The sequence below is a fragment of the Streptomyces griseofuscus genome, from assembly GCF_014673495.1.
Classification (GTDB): Bacteria; Actinomycetota; Actinomycetes; order Streptomycetales; family Streptomycetaceae; genus Streptomyces; species Streptomyces murinus.
Window position 1 is genome coordinate 7,213,614 of the sequence record NZ_CP051006.1, and the last position, 21,383, is coordinate 7,234,996.

The following is a 21,383-nucleotide window of genomic DNA, read 5'->3' on the forward strand; positions in this document are numbered from 1 at the left end:
CTAGCGCCGTCCGTCGTAGGGGCGTCCGGCGCGTTCCCGTCCCCGCCGCATGTCGGCCCGCAGCAGCCGGGCCAACGGGTCAAGCAGCCGCCGCGCCAGGTCCTCCAGGTCGACACCCGGGTCCTGCGGCGCGGCCTCCTTCTTGCCGGCCGTCGTGCCCGACGCGGGGAAGGACGCCGGCGCCGAGACCGACCGCGGACGATTGCGCGCGGACGTGCCGCCGGCCGCCTCTTTCGCGTCCCGCTGTACGACATCGACCTGAACGCCGCCCGGAACCACGGGAGTCGGCTCCGCCGGCCGGGTCATCCGCACCACGGGTACGGGCAGCCCGCCCGGCGATGTGAGCGACGCCGGGGACGGCGCCGCCCGGAGCGGGGGAGCCTGCGCCTCGGTCAGGGGCAGGGCGGCACCGGCTGCCGTCCGCTGGACGGTGGTGTCCGGGCGTACGACGGGAAGTTTCGGGCGAGTCGAGACAGCCCTCTGGACCGGGGATGCCCCGGGGGCGGCCGGTCCTACCGCTTCCGGGGCGGGCTCACGGAGCCAAGAGGCGGCCACGACCGGGGGCTTGACGGGAGCGCCGGGGGATTCGGCGTGCGGCGGGCGCGGCATGCCCTCCGACGCACGGGTGTTGAGGGTGAGGGGGCGGGCGGAGAGGAGCGAGCGGGCGGTGGTGCGCGCGGTCCGCCGGGGCTCGGCGAGGGCACGGGCCACGACGACCGGGGGCGCGGTGTTCGCACGCCGTGCGGGTTGCGCGGGTCCCGGTTTCGCGGGTCCGGTGGACGCCGCGCGCTGTACGACACCGGGGGCGTCCGTGGCCGACGGGCCCGGCTGTGCCACGGCACGGTTCACCAGGGGAGTGGCCGGTGCGGGTCCCTCGGCGGGCGCCGAAGTGGACGTCGGGCCGGTGGAGTTGGCTGCGGGCGCGGGGCTGCCCGTGGCCGCCGTCCCCAGGAGGGGCGCCATGGAGGCCCGTAGCGCCTCCTGCCCCGCCGCCATCCGCTGGACATAGGGCTGGGCCGGACGGCCACCGGCGCCGACCGGACCACGCGGGTCGGCGGTCGGCGGCAGCGCGGACAGGGGCGCGCCCAGACCACCACGGGCACGGGCTCCGGACGGTCCGGTCCGCTCGGTACGACGCGACGGCGCGGGCCCTTCGGCGGCGGCCGGTCCGGCGCCGGGTCGCGTCGTCGGACCGGCCGAGGAGCCCGAGCGTGTTGTCGGGGCGGTCGAGGGGCCGGGCAGAGCGGAGGCGTCCGTCTGGCGTTGTACGACGGGCAGCACCGGCCCGGGCGTCGGCTCGGCGGCGGCCGGCCGGGGAGCCGCGGCGGGGCCTTCCTTTTCGGCGGAGCCGGCAGCGTCCACCTGGCGCTGCACCGCCGACAGCAGCGGCTTGGCGGGCACCTCGGTGCCGGGAGCCTCCACCTGGCGCTGAACGACGGGCAGCACCGGCCCGTTCACGGCGGGGAGTTCGCCCCCGGCCGGGGCCGGTGCGTCCACCCGGTGCTGCGCTCCGGGGAGCAACGGCTTGGCTGTCGGCCGGACGGCCTCGGGGACGTCCGCCGCGCGCTGTACGACGGACGGCTCGGACCCGGAGCCCGGCCGGGCGTCGGCGGGGGTGGCGTCCGCGCTGTCCGTCTGGCGCTGTACGACGGGCAGCGCGGGTCCCGCCGGGGGCTGAGCGCCGGTCGTGCCGGAAGCCCCGGGAGTACCGGTGCTCGGCAGACCGGGCGCGGCCGGACTCGTGTTCCCGGCGGAGCCCGGAGCGTCCACCAGACGCTGCACCTCGGGGAGCAGCGGCCGGGAGGGCGCGGGAGCGATGCCCCGGGAGGGCTTCTGCGCCTCGGCGGCCGGAAGTTCGTGCCCGGTAGAGGCAGAAGCCTCCGCCTGACGCTGTACGACCGGCAGCACCGGAGCGGCCGAGGGCTGGACCTCGGCGGTACGGGGAGTCTCGGGCGCCTTGTCGGCAGCGGCCGCCACCTGACGCCGCACCTCGGGGAGCAGCGGCTTGGACGCCGCCCGAGTGTCGGCCGGCCCGGAACCGGAGTCGTCCGCCCGGCGCTGTACGGCAGGGGCCTGCGCACCGGCGTCCGTCCGCGCGGCGGGCGCGACGACCCGCGGCGCCGCAACGGCTTCCCCGGCGCCGCTCTCGGGAGCATCGACCCGTCGCTGCACCACCGGCAGCACCGGAGCACTCGACGACGGCGCATCGGCCGTGCCGGAAGGGGACGGTCCCTCGACAGCCAACGGGGCCGCCGTGGAAGGAAGTTCGGTCATCGGCGCACCCAACGAAGCGCGCCCAGGCGCTCGCCCGGGAGCGGAGGCGCGCTGGACCGCAGCGGCAGCGGCACCCGCGACACCGGCACCGGCCTCGACACCGGCGGCCGGCGCCGGTCGTACCGCGGTGACCCGCCGTACCGGCCCGGTCGCCACCCGGCGCGCCACGGTCAGTGAGGGGCTCAGCGGTCGCGGTCGTACAGCGCCCGCCCGGCCCGGCTCGACCGCCGTACCCCGGGGCGTCGTTCCGGCACCCGGAGCATTCGGCACCACGGCGACCCGCCGTACCACCGGAAGCTCCGGTCCGGTCGCTCGTCCCGCACCGTCGGCCACCGCACGCTCCGCACCCGGCGAAGGTGAAACAGCCTGCGACCGCGCCGACTTGGCCGTCGGCCGCCGCACCTCTCCGGCGTCCCGCCCGTCCGCCCGTACCACCCGCTGGACCTGTGCCAGGGCGGAATCGGCACCGTCGGCCGCCTCCTCGCCGCCGGGCTCCGGCAGCGAACGCAGCAGCAGCGGACCGCCGGAGCCGTACTCCGAGCGCTGGACGGCAGGGCGCGTCACACCGTGCACCAGGCCCATCGGCGCCGAGGGCAGCAGCCCATGGCCGAGGCCCGAGTCGAAGGTGGGGTTCTGCCAGGAGGTGAGGCCGTCGCGGAAGGTGAGGCCGTCGCTGACGCCGAGCGGCGCGCGCGCCACGGTCAGCGACGGAGCCGCGACCCGGCGCCAACCGCCGTCCCAGTCCCCGGGCAGGGAGCCCCCGGGCGTCGCCGAAGGGGCCCGCGACGGCTCGGAGCCGGCCGGACCCAGGCCGGACGGACCCGACGGAGCCGCCGACGCGATGTCGGCGGCCCGGTCCCCTCGGCGGCGTACATCCCACCACGCCATGACCTCAACCACCCTCGTTCACACGGGCGTTGATACGAGCGATCTCGCCCACCCACTGACGGCGCTCCGCATGGGTGAGATCGAGGATCTCCTCACGCTGCCAGTGGAAGTGATAGGCGATGTACGCGACTTCCTCCCGGAGCCGGGGAAGCGCGTACGTCACGATTCCCCCAGGCGCCCACCCGAGAGGTCGACCTCGAAGCCGCCCTCGCAGTGCGGACAGGTCACCGCCGCGCGGGTGTGACCCTCGCTGTTGACCCGGCGGTAGAAGTCCTGGAGGAAGGCGACGTCGGTGGCGTACATCCGCTCCACGACTCCCGCGTGCACATCGGTGATGGTGCCGAGCCGGGTGATCACCTGGCTCAGCAGCACCACACTGAGGTACGCGGGGTTCTCCTTGACCCGCAGATCGATCTGCGGGCGCAGCTCGTCACGGGCCGTGGCGAGCCGCATCGAGCCGCTGCGGTGCAGCGTGCCCGACTCGTCCACGTACCCGCGCGGCAGCTCGAACTCGAACTCGGTGCGCAGCCCGTGGTCACGCGTGGCCGGGGGGCCGGACGGTGGCGCCGGGGCCGGCGACTGCTCGGGGGCCGCGGCGGGCGCCGTCGCGTCGAGGATCTCCTCCAGGCTGCCCGCCGTCACCGTACGGCGCCTCATTCGACGACGATCTCCTCGAACACGATGGTGACCGTCTCGGTCGCCGCCGCGGACTCGCCCGCCTTGAGCGAGGGGCCCTCCCAGCGGGAGGCCCAGCCCTGCATCAGCTGGATGCGGCGCACCGTCTCGCCCTTGGAGTCCTTGATCTCGATGGTCAGGTTCTGCCGGGCGGTGTCGACGGCACCGTTGTTCAGGGTTTCCTTGATCCACTTGGTGAACTCGCTGGACTTGTCGAGTCCCCGGGTGATCGTGATCTCACCCGCCTGCCGGGCGCCCGGCTGCTTGCGGATGATCTGCTTGCCCTCCGAGGTGACCTGCCGTACCTCGACGACCTCTTCCTCGACGGTCAGACCGCTGATCTCCTGGATGGACTCCACCATGTAGCCGCCGAGCTGCACGCCGAAGACATGGGTGGAAAGAGCATCGCCCTCTGCCATGACTGTTTGTTCACCTTTCCTTGACCGACCCGCGGGTCACTGGTCTCACTCGTCGATGAGGCTGGTGCTGTCCGAGAACTGGGCCAGCCGGAAGACCACGAACTCGGCGGGCTTGACCGGTGCGACACCGATCTCACACACGACCCGGCCCTGGTCGATGGACTCCTGCGGGTTGTTGCCGCGGTCGCACTTGACGTAGAACGCCTCCTCGGCGGTGCGCCCGAACAGCGCGCCCCGCCGCCATTCCTCGGTGAGGAACGCGGTGACATTGCGCCGGATGCTGGACCACAGCCGGTCGTCGTTCGGCTCGAAGACCACCCACTGGGTGCCCAACAGGATCGACTCTTCGAGGTAGTTGAACAACCGGCGCACGTTCAGGTAGCGCCAGGCCGGGTCGGAGGACAGGGTGCGGGCACCCCAGATCCGGATGCCACGGCCGGGGAAGGCCCGTACGCAGTTCACGCCGATCGGGTTCAGCAGGTCCTGCTCGCCCTTGCTCAGGCGCAGTTCCAGGTCGACCGCGCCGCGGATCACCTCGTTGGCGGGCGCCTTGTGCACACCGCGCTCGGCGTCGCTGCGCGCCCACACACCCGCGATGTGACCGCTCGGCGGGACCGTGGTGTTGCGGCCGGCCGCCGGGTCGAAGACCCGCACCCAGGGGTAGTAGAGGGTGGCGTACCGGGAGTCGTAGCCGGCCTCGTCGTTGCGCCAGGTGCGCACCTGCTGGGCGTTGAGGCCCGGCGGGGTGTCCAGGACGGCCACCCGGTCGCCCATCTGCTCGCAGTGCGAGATCACCGCGAGCTGGACCGTGCGCACGCCCTCGGCGTCGATGTCACCGCGCTGGAAGGCACCCATCAGGTCCGGGACCGCCACCATGGTGATCTCGTCGATGGCCTCAAGACCGCCGAACCCGGTGCGGGCGGCGGAGTCGCCGACGTACTCGGCGGGGTCGAGCCGGGCCACCTCGCCGGACGCGGGGACCGCGGGGGCGCCCGGGACGTCGGGCAGGGCCACCGTCTGCGCGGCGGGCCGCGCCTGGGCGGCGGCGTCGCGCTGCTCGGTGACCTCGATCAGCTTGGAGGCGCGGACCTGGTTGACCACATAGCCCTTGACGTTCTTGCGGGTGGAGACGTCGTAGTTCTCCACCACCTGCTCGCCGCGGCGCACCAGCAGCCGGAAGCGGTCCTCGGGACCCTCGCCCTCCGGGTCGGCGATCTCCACCGACACCCCGGAGACACCGGGCTTGGCCGCGACGAGGAACCCGCCGACCGCCACCGGCTCGGGTGCCTGGGCCTGCCGGGGCACCGACCCGGCCGCCGGCGCTGCGGAGTCACGGCCGGAGCCGCCGATCCGGACCACGTAGGCCGCGCCGCCACCGTTGGCGAAGTAGCCGTACACGGCGTGCGCGAGATAGGTGCCCTCGGTGAATCCGCCGAAGTGCTGGGTGTACTGGTCCCAGTTGGTCACCAGGGTGGGCTCGTGGAAGGGTCCGGTCTGGGCGAAGCCGACGAACGCGGCGACGGCGGTGCCGACCCCTTCGATCGGTCGCGCACCGGACTGCACCTCCTCCACGTACACGCCCGGGGTGAGGTACGTCGGCATACTCGCTCCTTCGTGTGCCAGTGGTGTCACCTGCGTCGATGTCGAGTCTCCGAGGCCGGTGCGGCATGGCGACAGGGGCGCGCGGACCTGGGCGAGGGCAAGCCCGCTGCCTTTCCGGGCGCCCGCATCCCGCCCCGCCTTCCCTTTCGGGCAACGCACCCTGTGGGAAAGCCCTAGGAACGGTAAAAACCGCTGGACAGCGGGCGGTTCAGGAGTCCGCCAGCATGTCCCGCGTCCATGTCCCGAACTCGCTCTCCAGGACCAGCCGGCCGAGCTTGCGGTACTCCTGGGCGATCGCTGTCATCAACTGCCGCATGCTCAGCGGAAGTCCGGCCTCGGCCGCCAGATACGCGGCCGTCACCGCGCACGCCCGGATGGAGCCGCCGGCCAGTTCGAAGCGGTCCGCGCAGAAGCCGAGATCGAGATCGGCGGCGCGCGGCAGCCGCCCGCCCAGGCACCGCTCCCACAGCGCGAGCCGCTGACCGGCATCCGGCACCGGGAAGTCGGCGATCACATCGAGCCGCCGGGTGAACGCCTCGTCCAGGTTGGCCCGCAGATTGGTGGTCAGTACGGCGATGCCGTCGAAGGACTCCATGCGCTGGAGCAGATACGCCGACTCGATGTTGGCGTTCCGGTCGTGCGCGTCCTTGACCTGCGAGCGCTTGCCGAAGATCGCGTCGGCCTCGTCGAACAGCAGCACCGCGTTGACCGCGGACGCCTCGGTGAAGATCCGCTCCAGGTTCTTCTCGGTCTCGCCGATGTACTTGTCGACCACCGTGGACAGGTCCACCACGTACAGATCCATGCCCAGGTCGGCCGCGATCACCTCGGCGGACATCGTCTTGCCGGTGCCGGACTCCCCGGCGAACAGCGCGATCACGCCCCGCCCCCGGCCGCCGCCCGGCCGCATCCGCCACTGTCCGAGCACCTGTTCGCGATGCCGGGCGCGCACCGCCAGCTCCCGCAGCCTGCGGTGGGTCGGCGCGGGCAGCACCAGGTCGTCCCAGCCGACGGCCGGTTCCACCCGGCGGGCCAGCCGCGCGAGCCCCGCGCCGTTCTGCGCCCGTACGGCGGCCCGCAGATCGTCGGGCCGCACCGCGCGGTCGGCCAGCGCGGCCGTGCGCACCGCGGCGCCCGCGGCCCGGCGCAGCTGCCCGCCGTCCAGCCGGTGCGCGGCGACCGCCGCGGCGAGCGTGTCCGCCTCGGCCGGGGCGATGCCGTCGGAGCCGGCCCGTTCGAGCGCGTGCCGCCAGCGGGTGGCCTGGCGCTCGGGGGAGGGCGGGGCCACCGGGAGGACCACCGGGGTGTCGGCGGCCCAGGCCGGGTCCCAGCCGTCCGTGCCGTACAGGAACAGCGGGAGGCCGCGCAGCGCGGCGCACAGGTCCCTGATGAGGCTCTCGCGCCGGGCGGGTTCCGGGGGCAGCGCCTCCAGCGGGCCGAGGACGACGCCCGCCCCGGACAGCCGGGCCTCCAGTGCCGCCACCCGGGCGAGCGCGGGCACCTCGGCGGAGTGCCGGGCGAGCGCCGCCGCGTCGAGCACCAGCGGTCGCAGTCCGGCCGCGCGCAGGGCCGCCACCGCGAGGCCGGGGGCGTCGCCGCCGCGGTCCAGCAGCTGCACAAGACCGGGACCGGAGCGCACCGCGGCACCGGCCCGGGCCACGTCGGCGGGCTCGGCCGTCGGGTCGGCGTCGGCCTCGCCGAGCAGCCCGGCCAGCCGCGCATCGGGCTCCGTGCCGCCCAGCAGGTGTGCGCTCACCCGGTCCGGGACCGCCAACACACGGGACAGCGGCGGCCGTTCGGGCTCGGTGACCTCGATCAGACCGCCCGCGATCAGCGGCGCCCCGGGGGAGAGCCGGAAGCGGGCGGCCGACGCGGCGGGCAGTCCGCACAGCTCCAGGGCCAGGGCGACCGTCGGCCGGCGGCGCGTCAGATCGTCGTTGAGATAGCCGTACAGCCGCTCGAACCGGGGGTCCAGATCCGGTGCCAGGGCGACCAGGAGCAGATCCGTGTCCAGCGGCGAGAGCCCGAACCGCTCCGTCAGCAGCCCGAGTTCGGACGTCGGGGGCACGGGTGGCGGCTCATGGTCGGGCAGCCCGAGGCCGCCCGACCCCTCCAGGATCCGCTCCACCGCCTCCGGGGTCAGATACTGGCCCCGGTACGGGTCGTCGGGATCCGGGTCGACGGCGCGCCGCGCGGCCACCGCGTACCGCACCCGCTCCTCGATCAGCCGCAGCCGCGTCCACAGGACGTCGACCTCGGCCTCGGTGGCGTACATCAGGCCTGCCTCCCCCTACGGCGCCGGGCCGGAACCGCGGGCCGTGCGCGAGGTCCTGCGAAGCCCTGCGAACCGGGGTCGCCCACCTCCTCGTACCGCAGCCGCCGCCCGGGCGCGGGCTCCTCCTCGGGCCCGAGCCCGCCCGTGCGCACCAGCAGACCCTCGGTCACCGGCGGCGCGGCCGGGCGGGCCACGGCGGCGAGCGGTGCGCGCACCCGGACCCCGAGCGACGGCTTCAGCTCGCCGTCCAGCGCCGACCACACATCGGACGCGGACGGCGCGTCGACGCCGCCCCCCGCGGTGTCCAGGGAGACCGTCAGACCGAGCTCGGCGAGCGAGCCGGTGAGCATGTCCTCCGGCAGCGCGTCCGTGCTCACCAGAGTGTCCAACACCTGGGAGAGCAGCCGGTGTTCGTCCTGCGGTCGGCTCGCCCACGCCGTGACCAGATACGTCAGCTCGAACCAGCGGGGCGGGGTGCGCCGCGCCACCACATAGCCCTCGGCGTCGTGCACCTCACCGGCGCCGCTGCCGCGCCGGCTGGCGTCCTCCTGGATGTGGTAGAGGAACACGCACACCGTGGGCGCGTTGCGGCGGGCCGCCCACTCACGGGTCGGGGCGTCGAAGACCACCTCGACCCCGGACGCCTCAAGACCGGACCCGGCGAGCAGCGCACGCAGCGCCTCGTCGACCTCGTGGATCATCGGCGGGTCACCTCGTCGGGCGGCTGCACACTGCCCGTCACGACCAGGAAGTCCGTCTTCACCGGGGAGAACCCGGGACCTCGCGCGGTGATGGTGCGCGGGCCCGTCTGGTCCTTGGTGAGGATCAGCAGCTGGCCGATGAAGGTGCCGTCCGGCTTGGGCACGGTCGGCGCGGCGGCCGCCGTGATCCCCGGCTTCCAGGCGAACCGCACCGGCACGCCCGGCGGGAAGTCCTTGCCGCGCACCGAGGTGACGAAGCCGGGCTTGCCGATCGGCGGCACCGCGATGATCTTCGGCTGGAGGATCCGCAGCTTGGTACTGGCCTTGTTGTCCCGGGGGTCGGCATCCGTGCCGGTGGTGGTCAGCACACCGGTGGTCCGGCCGGTCAGCGCGTGGTCGGGGGCGAGCACCACCCGGACGACGGTGCTGGAACCCGGCGCCAGATCCGGCAGCGCGCACAGCCAGGAGCTGTCGCAGCCCGGCGGCGGACCGCCGCTCGGGATCCCGGCGGGCAGCGTGATGCGCAGCCGCAGCCCGGTGGCCAGCGCGTTGCGGCCGTTGCGCACGGTGTACGTCACCACGACCCGGCCGCCGACATAGCCCGGGTTGGGCTGGGCGGTCACGGTGACCCCAGGACCCGCCTTCGGCGCGGGCGGCGCCGGCGGAGGCGGCGGCGGAGTGGGCGTATGCGTGGGCGTGGGGGGCGGCGTGGGCGACGGGGGCGGGGTCGGCGGCGCGGGCGGCTGTACCGGCACCACGGTCCGGGCGGAGTTGTCCCCGGGCTGCGGGTCGATGACGCTGCCGGTGACCGACCAGTCGATCGGCTGGTCACCGGTCACGTTCCCGGTGACGGTCACGGTGACCGGGACCGTCGTACCGGGTGGCACCACCCCGAGGTCGCACTGGAGCGTGGCCGCGTCACAGGTGCCGCCCGGGTAGGTGACCTTGGTGACGGTCACCCCGGTCGGCGGGGCCATGGTCAGCCTGGTGCCGGGCGAGGCGGCCGGGCCGTTGTTGACGACGTCCACCGTCAGATCCGTGGACTTGCCGACGGTCACCGGCGGTGTCGTACCCGGGGCGTGCACCGCCAGGTCCACCGACTGCTCGACGCTGGGCTCCTTCTGGCGTCCCGGCAACTCGGTGGTGAGCTGGGAGACATGGCCGGTCGAGACGGTCAGCACATACAGGTTCTCGTGGCAGTTGACCGGCGCGTCGTCGCGCGCGCTGAACACGATCTGGGAGCCGTCCGCCGTCCAGGCCGCGTCACGCGGCTGGTGCGGTCCGGTGACCGTGGTGTCGGGCAGCTGCTGACGGCAGGCGTCCGCCGTGCCCCGCGCCGCCTCGGGCAGCAACACCTGGCAGCTGTCGCCGGACACGGAGGTCAGCACCAGGCCGTTGCGCTCGTCGACGAGTCCGCCGCCGTTCTTGCGGTTGAAGGCGATCGAGCGGCCGTCGGGGGAGAAGGCGGGACTGTCGTCGATGACCGAGCAGTTGCCGGGGCAGTTCGCCGCGCTGAGGTCCTTCTGCTGGTTCAGGTCGTTGATCGGCACGGTCCAGATGTGCTTGTTGCCGCCCTTGCCGTCGATCACCGCGTTGCGGGTGAAGGCGAGCAGGGTGCCGTCCGGCGACCAGGTGGGCTGGGCGTCGCTGCCGCTCTGCTGCCCGGTCGGCGGAACCACCTCGTGCACGATCGCGCCCGTCGTGGCGTCGGCGATCAGGATGCGTCCGGGACCGGACGCGGAGCCGACCCCGCCCGGCGAAGTCCGGGTGAAGGCAAGGTACTTGCCGTCCGGTGAGAACGTCGGGTCGGTGTCCCAGTCCTGCGGCCCCCGCCCGGCCAGCGGCATCGCCCGCGGGTTCTGCCCGTCGGCGTCCGTCGTCCAGATCCGCTCGATCCGTCCCTGGCCGCTCGGGGCGTCCTCGAACCGGGTCACCACGATCCCGCGGCCGTCCGGCGTGTAGTTCTGCCGCTCGGTCCACGGGTCGTACCCGGCCGCCGGCTGGAACAACGGGTCCTTCGTCGGATCGGTGTTGGTACCGGCCGCCGGGTCCTCCTGGAGCACCGGCACGCCGAGATCGCGCGGGTCGGAGCCGTCCATCCGCACGTCCTGCAAAGTGGCCACCCGCTGGTCGGGCGTCGCGCCCACGCCCTTCACCGCCGGGGCGGGCTCCGAGAGCCGGTCCACCACCGGGTAGCCGCCGTCCGCGGGGCCGACCCAGGTCACCGAGGAGACATCGCGGTTCTCGCTGAGCACCAGATCCGGGTCCGGGTGCTGGGCGGGGTCCTGCGGGGCCCGCCACACATGGTTCCAGTCACCCTCGCAGGAGCAGGTGTGGTTGGTGCTCAGGAACAGCACGCCGTTCCCGTCGGGCATCCAGGCCGCGCCGTGGGTCGCCCACTGGGCCGCGGTGCCCGCGAGCAGCGGCTGGTCGCCGTCCGGGCGGCCCAGCTCCCGCAGCCGGGGCCCGGTGTTGGAGTCGACGGTGTAGGTGTACGCGAGCAGGTTCTTGTGCGCGTCGTCGTTCACCGGGTTGAACACCGGCTCGGTCGCCTTGCCGCCGAGCGTCCCGGTGAGCGCGGTCGCGGTGCCCCCGGCCAGCGGGCGCACATAGATCTGCGCCCCGGCGGCCGCGTCCGGGTTCGCGCTGTAGGCCAGCCGCTGCCCGTCCGCCGACACCGTCGGGCTCTGCTCGTCGTACGGCGTGTCGGTCAGCCGGGTCAGACCGGTGCCGTCGGTGCGCACCAGCCACAGATCGCGCTGCTTCTTGCCGTCCGGGCCGCCCGGCTCCGCCGAGTCGAACACCACCGAACCGCCGTCCGGGGTCAGCCGGGGATGCGCCGCGTCCCGGCCGCTGGTCAGCTTGCGCACCGAGCCGTCCGCCGCCCGCAGATAGATCTGCGGACGCTTGTCGTCGCGGCGGCTCGCGAACACCATCGTGTCGCCGAGCGCCGTCGCCTGTACGTCGTAGTGCGCCGGGCCCGCGCCGAAGAGCGGATCGCTGGACTCCGTGCTCGCGACCCGGCCCAGGCTGCGATGGTCGGTGCCCGCGAACGCCACCCGCGCGGGCGCGGTGTCGGCCGTCGGCCGGACGGGGTCCGCGCCGCTCGGTCCCGAGGCCGCGGTCACCGCGAACAACGGGATCAGCAGCACCAACGAGGCGCCGAATCTCCCCAGTCGGCGCTGCCCGCCGGGGCCAGCGGTGCCGTTCACGGTCCACCTCGCAGTCTCGGTACACATGGGTGCGCCCCGCCACTGTGCGCCATGGGCGCGCCCCGCGGCAGGGCGGCGGGGACCCTCCCGGGGGAAGGCCCCGTTGCGCTTTCGGGCAGCTCCCGGGTGCCCGGACAGCCGTCGGCCCGGTTCGCCGGGCCGCCGTCAGATCAGCCCGTTGCGCAGCGCGTACCCCACCGCGTGCGCCCGGTTGCGCAGTTGGAGCCGCGTGGTCACCTCGTGCAGCACGTTCTTGACGGTCCGTTCGGAGTACGACGTCTTCTCCGCGATCTCCGAGGTGTCCAGCCCCTCCGCCACCAGGCGCAGCATGTCCGCCTCGCGCGCGGTCAGCGTGGACAGCGAGAGACCGCGCGGATCGAGGGCCGAGCGCTGGAGGCTGCCGACATGGCTGAGCAGCTTGCCGAGCAGATCGCCGGGCAGCACGCCCTCGCCCTTGGCCAGCGCCAGCACCAGGTGCAGCAGCCGGTCCTGGTCGGCCTCGGAACGCCGTAGCACCGCGCCCACCCCGGACTCGATCACCCGTTGCAGCGCCGCCGATTCGAAGGTGCCCACCACCAGCCCGGTGCGGGTGGCGGTGTTGCGCTGGAGCCGTTGCAGCAGGGCCGTCACCTCGTCGTCCACGGTGTCGACGACCACGAGCGAGATCTGTGCCCCGTCCGCTTCCCCGTCGGGGAGCAGCTCCAACTCCGGTCGCTGGCGCAGCTGTTGAATGATGCCGATGTGCAGGACGAGGTCCTGGGCGTAGACGGCCACGGTCACCCGGTCCGGGCGGCCGACGGAGGCGGGCAGGGGCCCGCCGGGCATCTGGACGATCATGAAGGTACTTTCTTTCGCAAGGCCGGACATGGTGGCGTTCTTCAGGACGCGACCCGGGCGACGGCGGTGGCGTCCGGGGGCGGTGGGATGGAGCACACGACGCCTTCGGCGTGTCAGCTCGTCTCCCGCTCGGTGGTGTTGACCTTGGCCGCTGCGGGCACGTCGACTGCCCGGAGGTTGCCCCCGTATCTCTCGTGGTGGTTCGGGTACGGCTCTACCGTCGTGGCGTGACGCCATCTGCATCCTCTTCCGGACCCGGCGCCCCCGGCCTCGACATTCCGGCCGTTTCGGTGACCCCGGGCGGCACCGCCACCACCAGCCTGACCGTGCGCAACGACAGCGACATCGTCGAGGCGTACACGCTGGAGGTGGTGGGCGACTGTGCGCCCTGGGCGACCGTGGAACCCGCGCGTATCTCGCTCTACCCCGGCACCTCCGAGACGGTGACCATCACCCTGGCCCCACCTCGCTCGCCCGAGGTCCGGGCCGGCGATGTGCCGCTGGGCGTACGGGTGTTGCCGGCGGAGCACCCCGAGTCGGTCACCGTGCCCGAGACCACGGTGCACATCGAGGAGTTCCACGAGCTGCGGACCGAGATCCTGCCGCGGCGCCGGCGCGGCTGGCTGCGCGGCCGATACCGGCTGGCGGTGCGCAACGAGGGCAACACCCCGACGCGGGTCTCCTTCCGGCCCGAACAGGCCGGTGAGGAACTGCGGTTCGGGTTCGTCCCGGCCGAGCTGGAGCTGGCGCCCGGCGAGTCGGCGGAGACGCGGCTGCGGGTGCGCATCGGCAAGCCGGTGTGGTTCGGCAAGCCCGCCGTATGGCCGTTCACGGTGCACACCACGGACGGCGCGGCCGAGGCGGAGGCGGAGGCGAGCGCTCGTCCCGCGACGTATGTACGGCCCCCGCTGGAGGCCGAGTTCGTCCAGATCCCCATCTTCCCGAAGTGGCTGCTGGCACTCCTCGCGGCCATCCTCGCCCTGCTGCTCGCCTGGTTCGCGCTGGTGCGCCCGGCGGTGCGCAGCGCGGCCCGGCAGGCCGCCGACGAGGTGGTCCAGCCGCGGCCGACCCCCGGCGGCGGCAAGAACGGACAGTCGCCGGGCACCGGCAACGGCACCGGGACGGGCGACGGCACGGGCAAGGAACAGGGCGGCTCCGGTCCGGGCGTGCCCTCGGGCGGCGGACCCGGCGGCCCCGGCGGTACGGGCACCTCGGGCGGCGGCGAGCAGAGTTCGGCCACCATCGACGTACAGACGTCCGGCGGCCAGGCCAAGACGGGCAGCTACACGGTGCCGCAGGGCAAGGTGTTCGGCGTGACCGACATCGTGGTCGCCAACTTCCAGGGCGACGAGGGTGTCATGACGATCAGCTTCGGGGACCGGAAGATCACCACGATCGCGCTGGAGACCTTCCGCAACCAGGACTACCACTGGGTCACCCCCATCGAGATCCCCGCAAACGCCACCGTCACCGCGAACGTGACCTGCGCGAAGCCGGGCACACCGGCCACGGGCCGGCAGGCACAGCAGTGCCACGAGGTCCTGAATGTGAGCGGTGTACTCGCGAACGTCGCACAGTGAGGTGGCTTTTCTGAAAATAGTTCGCCTGGTGTGGCCTGTGTGGGAAGGGGCGACTTTCACTCCGTCCGAAAACCGATACCGGGCCCAACTGTGCAGGAAAGGTGCAGGTCAGTGCGGATGGCCAGGGAATTCAAGGTCGCACGGGGGCGGGACCGGGGCCCAGGGCGCGGCGCGGTCCGGACGGAATGGCCTATTCCCTACCGTTCGTGTGGGGGACCGGTGTGAGAGGGGGCGCGCGGACGCGCGCACGCCCCCACGCGCGCCGCGAAAGCATCACTCCACGCGCCGCGCAAGTACCCCGGGTGCGCCATGTGCATGCCCCCGCGGACGTGGTGAAGGTGCCCTCCGGTACCGGGCGGGAGTGCCCTTCCATGCGGCGTGAATGTGCCCTCCGGTGCACTGCGGGCCTGCCCTCCCGGACGCGCCGAAGGGCGCCTTCCGGGCAACATCCCCGGTCAGGCGCCCTTGCCTGGGCGAGGTGTTACGGGCGGCTCCTGCGCTCCGACGTCCGGGTCGCGGACTCGACCTCTCCCGTCCCGGTGTCCAGCCCCTCCGCCGTCAGGACATGATCGCCGTACAGGTCCTGGAGCCAGTTGGTCTGGTAGACGGTGTCGAGGTAGCGCTCGCCCATGTCGGGCGCGATGGCGACCGCGGACAGTCCGCGGGCGTCGTTGCGGGCGAGCCAGTCGGTGGCCCCGCTGACGACGGTCCCGGTGGAACCGCCGAACAGGAAGCCGCGGCGGGCCATCCGGTGGCACATGCGGATGGTGTCCGCCTCCTCCACCCGGATCACCTCGTCCACGACGGACTCGTCCAGCAGCGGCGGGCGCATGCTCATGCCCAGGCCCGGGATCATCCGGCGCCCCGGCTCGCCGCCGAAGGCCACCGAGCCCACGCTGTCCACGGCGACGATCCGCACCGGCCGGTGCCACTGCCTGAACCAGCGGGCGCAGCCCATCAGGGTGCCGGTGGTGCCGGCCCCGATGAACACCACGTCCAGGTCCGGGAACTGCTGGGCGATCTCCGGGGCGGTGGTGCGGTAGTGCGCCCGCCAGTTGCCCGCGTTGGTGTACTGGCTGAGCCAGACATACCGTTCGTCGGACGCGCACAGCTGGCGCACGTACTCGATCCGCGTGCCCAGGAATCCGCCGTTGGAGTCCTGGTCGGCGATGACATGCACCTCGCTGCCGAGCGCCTCCATCAGCAGTCTGGTCGACAGGTTGCAACGGGAGTCCGTCACACACAGGAACTGGTAGCCCTTGCTGGCGGCGATCATGCTGAGCGCCACGCCGAGGTTCCCGGAGGAGGACTCGACGAGGATGGACTCCGGCGTCAGGAGTCCGTCCCGCTCGGCACTCTCCACCATCTCGTTCGCGGCCTTCAGCTTGATGGAGCCGGCGAAGTTGAAGCCCTCGCACTTGAGATGGAGGGGTTGTCCGCAGATCGACTTCAGGTCGACGAAGAGATGGCCCTCGTTGAAGGCATAGGGAGCGGTAATGACAGGCACGGCGGACCTCCTGGTGCCGGGCCGAGGACGGGCCTCAGCCGTACCGGCGCAGGTCGTGGAAGAAGTCGTCGATGAGGCGGAGGCTGCCCGCCCGGGATACCTCGTCGTAGACGTACTTGCCGACGGCGAGATCGAGGACACCGAGTCCGAAGGGCGAGAAGATCACCGGCCGGTCGGTCGGCGGCGCGGCCCGCCCCTGGAGCACGTCGTTGAGCGTGCCGTTGAGGAAGTCGCGGTCGCCGGTGCGCTGTTCGACCAGATGCGGTGAGGTGTCGGCCTTCAGACAGTGCTCGACGTCGTCGACGAAGTTGGCGGCGTCCAGCAGGACTTCGGGGGCCAGGTCCCGCAACGACACATGCAGGACCAGCGGGTTGTGGTCGAACCACGCGGGATCGGTCACATGCGGCTTGCCGGCGACCGTGGCGAAGACCACGAGATCGCTGTCGCGGACCAGGTCCTCGGCACGCTCGTGCACGGTGACCTGCCCGCCCGCGCCGCTCTGGCGCAGATACCCGCGGAACCCCTCGGCGCTTTCGGCGGACACATCGTGCACACCGATCGCGTCGAACTCCCAGCCGGTGCCGGCCAGGAAGGTGTGGATGTACCGGGCGATCAGCCCCGTGCCGAAGAACCCGATCCGCGCGGGCCGGGGACCCCGGCCGCGGCTGAGCCAGTCGGCCGCGAGCGCCGCGGACGCGGCGGTCCGGGTGGCGCTGATGATGGAGCTCTCCAGGCAGGCGAACGGATAGCCCGTCTCCGGGTCGTTGAGGATCAGCACCGCGGAGGCCCGCGGCAGCCCGGAGCGCACATTGTCCGGGAAGCTGGAGATCCACTTCAGGCCGTCCACGTGCACCGAACCGCCGATCGAGGCCGGCAGCGCGATGATCCGCGAGTTCGGACGGTCCGGGAAGCGCAGGAAGTACGACGGCGGGTTCACCGAGTCCCCGGCGCCGTGCAGCCGGTAGGTGTCCTCCACCAGCGCCACCAGTTCGCGCTCGCGCCCGGTCAGTGCTTGCTGCACCTGGTGCCCGGAGAGCACCGAGAACGTCGGCACCGGGGGCCCGCCCGCCGCCCGCTCGGCCGCTGTGGTCAGCAGATCGGTCATCGCTCGCTCGCCTCCGGGGTCGGGCAGCCGTCGGCGAGCCGGTGCGGCTCCGCCATGCCCACCAGCACCTGCCGCTCGCCGTCGAACGGCTCCCGGCTGTGCGCGGTGGAGATGTTGTCCACAAGCAGCAGATCCCCGGCCTGCCAGGGCTCGCGCCGGGTGTGTGCCTCATAGGTGGAGTTGAGCAGTTCGACCACCTCCTCGCCGATCGGAGTGCCGTCCCCGTAACGGGTGTTGAACGGCAGTCCGTCCTCGCCGTACATGTCCACCAGGTACTCGCGCACCTCGGGGGAGAGCGTCCACTCGTTGAGGAACGCGATCTGGTTGAACCAGCAGCGCCGGCCGGTGACCGGATGCCGGACGACCGCGCTGCGCCGCTGCTCCGTGTAGAGGGAGCCGTCCGGCCGCCAGGTGAACTCGATGGCGTGCGCCCGGCAGTAGCGCTCGATCTCCTCGCGGTCCTCGGTGCCGAACGACTCGGCAAGCGAGGCCCCGATCTCGTCGTTGTAGCTGCGGGTAAGCAGCCAGCCCTCGCGCTCGAACCGCTCGGTCAGCGAGGCGGGCAGCGCGTCGAGCACCTCCTCGGCGTCGGCCACCGCCGTCGCCCCGCCCTCGGTCGCCGCGGTCAGGCACGCGAACAGCATCAGGGACGGCACATCCAGCGTGTAACTCAGCTCATGGTGCATGCACATCGGCTGATTGGCCGGCCAGGGAGTGGCGGAACACACCCCGGGCGCGATGACCTCGCGCGGTGCGAACGCCTCACGCTCCGGCATCAGTTCACCGGTGATCCGGGCGAAGACGGCACTGACCTGGTCCGCGTCCCGCAGGCCCAGACCGCGCACCAGCAGCGCCCCGTGCTCGGTCACCAGCGCGCGCAGCGCCTCGCGGTGCTCGCCCGCCCAGTTCGGGGCGTCGCCCGGGGAGTCGACGTGCAGCAGCGCCGGTCTGTGCGGCCGCAGCTCCACCTCGAGCGGCGCTGCCAGGGATGAGAACGGCATCTCGGTTTCCTTTCGGTTGCCCGTCTGGAGGGGGCCGCGTGACTCAGGACGTGGCCAGGGGTACGGCGGACCGCAGCACGGCCCGCGCCGCCTCGGCCGGCCGGGTGCGGGGGAAGTAGTGGCCGCCGTCGGCGAGTTCGTGCAGCTTCACCTGGTCGGCCAGCAGCAGCCAGTCCCGGTGGCGCTCGGTGGCGCCCGCGGTGTGCGGGTCGTCGGCCGCGACGACCACCGTGAGTGGCGCGGCCAGCTTGGGGGGCGCGGACTGGAGGGCCGCGCGGAGATAGCGGTGCGCGGCCACGCAGTCGTGCCGGTAGGCGGCGCCGATGTGCTCGGCGTGCGCCTCGTTCAGCTCCGCCAGCTCGGTGTAACCGCTGTCCGCGGTGAGCCGCGCCGCGATCTCGGCATCCCCGAGAGCGGTCAACTCGGCCACAGCGGCGCCTCGTTCGTCGGCGGTGCCGAGGAGCTGGGCGCCGATGAACACCCGGGTGACGCGCACCCCCCGCTCGGTGAGCCGCCGGGACGTCTCGATCGCGGGCGCGGCCCCCGAGGAGTGGCCCCACAGCATCACCCGGGTCAGCCCGCGCGCGACGATCTCCGCCGCGACCTGCTCGGCCACCTGCGCGATGGAGACGAACGGCTCCTGGTGCGCGGCCAGATCGTGTCCGGGCAGATCCACCGCGAGAACCGTGAGCCCGCTGCCGGCCAGCGCGCTCGCCATCGGCTGGAAGTTGACCGCGTTGCCGCCGGCGTACGGGAAGCAGACCAGCGCGCCCCCGGCCGCACCGCCCCCCTCCGCGAGCGGCTGGAGCAGTTCCCCGTGCTGCCGGGTCGCGCCGTCCAGCAGCGCGGCCAGATCGGCGAGGACCGGGTGCCGGGTGATGTCCTTGAGGGACACCGCACGCTCCAGCGCGATGCTGAGCTTGACCGCGGTCAGGGAGGTGCCGCCGGAGTCGAAGAACTGGTCGCGGCGGCGCACCTGTTCGACGGGCACGCCCAGCACCCGCGCCCAGGCCGCGGCGAGCCGCCGTTCGGCCGGACCGAGCGGGACGTCGGCCGCCGTGCTCTCCTCGGCGGCCGGGGCGGCCGCCGACGCCAGCGCGGTCAGCGCCTTGCGGTCGATCTTCCCGTTGGCGGTCAGCGGCAGGGCCTCCTGCCAGTGGAAGGCCGAGGGGACCATATAGGCGGGCAGCACCGCGCCGAGCGCCTCGCGCAGCTCCGCCACCGGCCGCGGCGCGCCCGAGCAGAAGGCGATCAGATGCCTGCTGCCGCCGCCCCGCTCGGTGACCACCACCGCCGCGTCCCGCACCCCGGGCACCCGCAGCAGGGCGTTCTCGATCTCCCCGATCTCGATGCGGAACCCGCGGATCTTCACCTGGTTGTCCCGGCGGCCCAGGAACTCCAGCTTGCCGTCCGGGTGCCAGCGACCCCAGTCACCGCCCAGATACAGCCGCTCACCGGGCCGGTACGGGTCCGTGCGGTACGCCTCCCGGGTGCGCTCCGGATCGTTGACGTACCCCCGGCCCACACAGACCCCGGAGAACGCGATCAGGCCGGGTGCGCCCAGCGGCACCAGCGCCAGCCGCTCGTCCACCACGTAGACACGGACGTTGTTCACCGCGCGCCCCAGCAGCACCCGCTCCGGCACCCGGTCCAGGACCTCGTGGTTGGTGTCGTCCGAAGTCTCCGTCAGGCCATAGGCGTTGAGCAGCCTGATGTCCGGCTCGATCGCGAACCAGCGCTGCGTCAGCTCCCGCTTGAGGGCCTCACCGGTCACCGACACGCAGCGCAGATCCGGTAGTTCGCGCGGCCGCTGCTCCAAGTAGGAGACGACGACCTCCAGATAGGAGGGCACCAGCTGCGCCACCGAGACCCGGCCGTCGGCCAGGGTGTCGACGAAGCGCTCCACGTCCGTGATCTCGTCCTGCCCGATCAGCAGCGTCCGCCCGCCGACCATGAGCGCCGACACCAGCTGCCACAGCGAGATGTCGAAGCACTGCGGGGCCGTCTGCGCCACCACCGAGCCCTCGCCGATGCCAAGGTCGTCGATCTTGGCGAAGAGGTGGTTGAGCAGCCCCGCGTGCTCGCACATCGCGCCCTTCGGCTCACCGGTGGAGCCGGAGGTGAAGTAGATGTACGCCAACTGGTCGGCCGCCACGCGCACTCGGAGGTCGTCCTCGGCGTGCGGCTCCGCGTACGCCTCCTCGACCAGCAGCCGCTTGGCCCCGGCCACCGAGGTCAGCGCCTCGTCCAGGGTGGCGGTGCTGCCGGACTCGGTCAGCACCAGCCGGCAGCCCGCCCGCGACAGCGTCGCCGCGATCCGCCCGGCCGGGAAGTGCGGCTCGATCGGCAGGTAGACGCCGCCCGCCTTGAGCACCGCGAGCGTCGCCGCCGGCCAGTCGAGGTCGCGCTCCATGACGACGGCGACCACGTCCTCCCGCCCGACGCCCCGCTCGACGAGCGCCCGCGCCAGCCGGTTGGCCCGCCGGTTCAACTCGTCGTATGTCCACTGCCGTTCGCCCTGTACGACCGCCACCGCGTCCGGACGCGTCCGCACCCGCTGCTCGAACAGCTCGTGCGCCCGCGCCTCCGGCAGCGGCCGGTGCGGCCCCGCCAGCCCCTCCAGCTGCTCGTGCACCTCCTCGTCCGACAGCAGGCTCCGCGCGCCGTGGTCGGCGTCCGGGTCGGCGGCCAGCAGCCCGAGGGCGGTGAGGTGGTAGCCGCCGATCCGGGCCGCCGCCGGGGCGTCCAGGACGTCCTTGCGGTAGCCGAGGCGCAGCAGCAGCCGGCCGCCCCGCTCCGACCAGCGCACCTGAAGGACACCGTCGTCGACGTGGTTCTCGTCGGCTCCGATGGGCCCGAACACCACCTCGTAGGGCGGCTCGGTCAGGCCGAGTTCACGGCGCAGCTTCTCCACCGGGAACTCCCGGTGCGCCAGTACCGCCGCCTCCGCGTGCTCGGCCGCCGCCGTCAGCTCCCGCCAGGAGCCGGGCGCTACGGTCAGCCGGCAGGGCAGTGGCTCGCCGCGCACCCCGGTGGTGTAGCCGGTGACCACCTCGGGCTCGCCGGACAGCGTGGCCAGCACCTTGGCGTGCGCCGCGAGCAGCAGCGCGCTGACCGGCACCCCCTGGTGCCCGACCAGCTCGCGCACCGCCCGCGCCACCTCGTCCGGCACCGGCATCTCGTGCTCGGCGGATCCGGCGACCGGCTCCCGCACCCAGCGCGGCACCGCGGTGACACCGCCGGCGGTCAGTACCCGCTGCCAGAACTCCCGGTCCGCTTCCACGCGCGTTCCCATCGAATGGCCTTC

General features: G+C 73.2%; 14 protein-coding genes. 1 reads left to right on the plus strand and 13 read right to left on the minus strand.

The features are described from left to right. From HEP81_RS32960 to HEP81_RS33000, 9 genes are all read right to left on the minus strand, one after another. Window positions 1-3,162: a hypothetical protein gene (locus HEP81_RS32960; RefSeq protein WP_037662779.1), complete on the minus strand. Its 3,162-nt coding sequence runs from the start codon at window positions 3,160-3,162 to the stop codon at window positions 1-3. Between the two features lie 4 nt (window positions 3,163-3,166). Beyond that, window positions 3,167-3,325: a DUF6760 family protein gene (locus HEP81_RS32965; RefSeq protein ID WP_167739884.1), complete on the minus strand. Its 159-nt coding sequence runs from the start codon at window positions 3,323-3,325 to the stop codon at window positions 3,167-3,169. Then, complete coding sequence (locus HEP81_RS32970; protein ID WP_037662777.1) at window positions 3,322-3,819, minus strand: zinc-ribbon domain-containing protein; 498 nt, start codon at window positions 3,817-3,819, stop codon at window positions 3,322-3,324. The genes HEP81_RS32965 and HEP81_RS32970 overlap by 4 nt, the downstream gene beginning before the upstream one ends. Next, window positions 3,816-4,256 carry a phage tail protein gene (locus HEP81_RS32975; protein WP_037662774.1) on the minus strand — a complete coding sequence of 147 codons (441 nt, stop codon included), beginning with the start codon at window positions 4,254-4,256 and terminating at the stop codon, window positions 3,816-3,818. The genes HEP81_RS32970 and HEP81_RS32975 overlap by 4 nt, the downstream gene beginning before the upstream one ends. A 45-nt stretch (window positions 4,257-4,301) precedes the next feature. Further along, a complete protein-coding gene (locus HEP81_RS32980) occupies window positions 4,302-5,858 on the minus strand; it encodes a phage tail sheath family protein (RefSeq protein ID WP_037662771.1) in 1,557 nt (518 codons plus the stop codon). A gap of 208 nt (window positions 5,859-6,066) precedes the next feature. Next, window positions 6,067-8,133 (minus strand): ATP-binding protein, encoded by a 2,067-nt coding sequence (locus tag HEP81_RS32985; RefSeq protein ID WP_037662769.1) that lies wholly within the window; start codon window positions 8,131-8,133, stop codon window positions 6,067-6,069. Next, window positions 8,133-8,834: a Pvc16 family protein gene (locus tag HEP81_RS32990; RefSeq protein ID WP_037662768.1), complete on the minus strand. Its 702-nt coding sequence runs from the start codon at window positions 8,832-8,834 to the stop codon at window positions 8,133-8,135. The genes HEP81_RS32985 and HEP81_RS32990 overlap by 1 nt, the downstream gene beginning before the upstream one ends. Next, window positions 8,831-12,046 (minus strand): DUF11 domain-containing protein, encoded by a 3,216-nt coding sequence (locus HEP81_RS32995; protein ID WP_051850624.1) that lies wholly within the window; start codon window positions 12,044-12,046, stop codon window positions 8,831-8,833. The genes HEP81_RS32990 and HEP81_RS32995 overlap by 4 nt, the downstream gene beginning before the upstream one ends. 165 nt (window positions 12,047-12,211) lie before the next feature. Beyond that, complete coding sequence (locus HEP81_RS33000) at window positions 12,212-12,883, minus strand: helix-turn-helix transcriptional regulator (protein ID WP_093679662.1); 672 nt, start codon at window positions 12,881-12,883, stop codon at window positions 12,212-12,214. 227 nt (window positions 12,884-13,110) lie between these two features. Between HEP81_RS33000 and HEP81_RS33005 the strand changes: the two genes are divergently transcribed. Beyond that, window positions 13,111-14,463, plus strand: a complete 1,353-nt coding sequence (locus tag HEP81_RS33005; RefSeq protein ID WP_078967717.1) for a COG1470 family protein — start codon at window positions 13,111-13,113, stop codon at window positions 14,461-14,463. Window positions 14,464-14,944: 481 nt separating this feature from the next. Here HEP81_RS33005 and sbnA read toward each other — a convergent pair whose 3' ends face one another. Genes sbnA through HEP81_RS33025 form a run of 4 tightly spaced genes read right to left on the minus strand, consistent with a single transcriptional unit; the run spans window position 14,945 to window position 21,371 of the window. Further along, on the minus strand, window positions 14,945-15,970 hold the full coding sequence (gene sbnA, locus HEP81_RS33010; protein ID WP_037662764.1) for a 2,3-diaminopropionate biosynthesis protein SbnA: 1,026 nt from the start codon (window positions 15,968-15,970) through the stop codon (window positions 14,945-14,947). 34 nt (window positions 15,971-16,004) lie between these two features. Further along, complete coding sequence (gene sbnB, locus HEP81_RS33015) at window positions 16,005-17,075, minus strand: 2,3-diaminopropionate biosynthesis protein SbnB (protein ID WP_037662760.1); 1,071 nt, start codon at window positions 17,073-17,075, stop codon at window positions 16,005-16,007. Continuing rightward, the gene (locus HEP81_RS33020) at window positions 17,072-18,076 is read right to left on the minus strand and encodes a TauD/TfdA family dioxygenase (RefSeq protein ID WP_037662756.1); all 1,005 of its coding nucleotides are present in this window, start codon (window positions 18,074-18,076) and stop codon (window positions 17,072-17,074) included. Before HEP81_RS33020 ends, sbnB begins: the two co-directional genes overlap by 4 nt. A gap of 43 nt (window positions 18,077-18,119) precedes the next feature. Beyond that, a complete protein-coding gene (locus HEP81_RS33025) occupies window positions 18,120-21,371 on the minus strand; it encodes a non-ribosomal peptide synthetase (RefSeq protein ID WP_037662754.1) in 3,252 nt (1,083 codons plus the stop codon). Window positions 21,372-21,383: the final 12 nt, after the last annotated feature.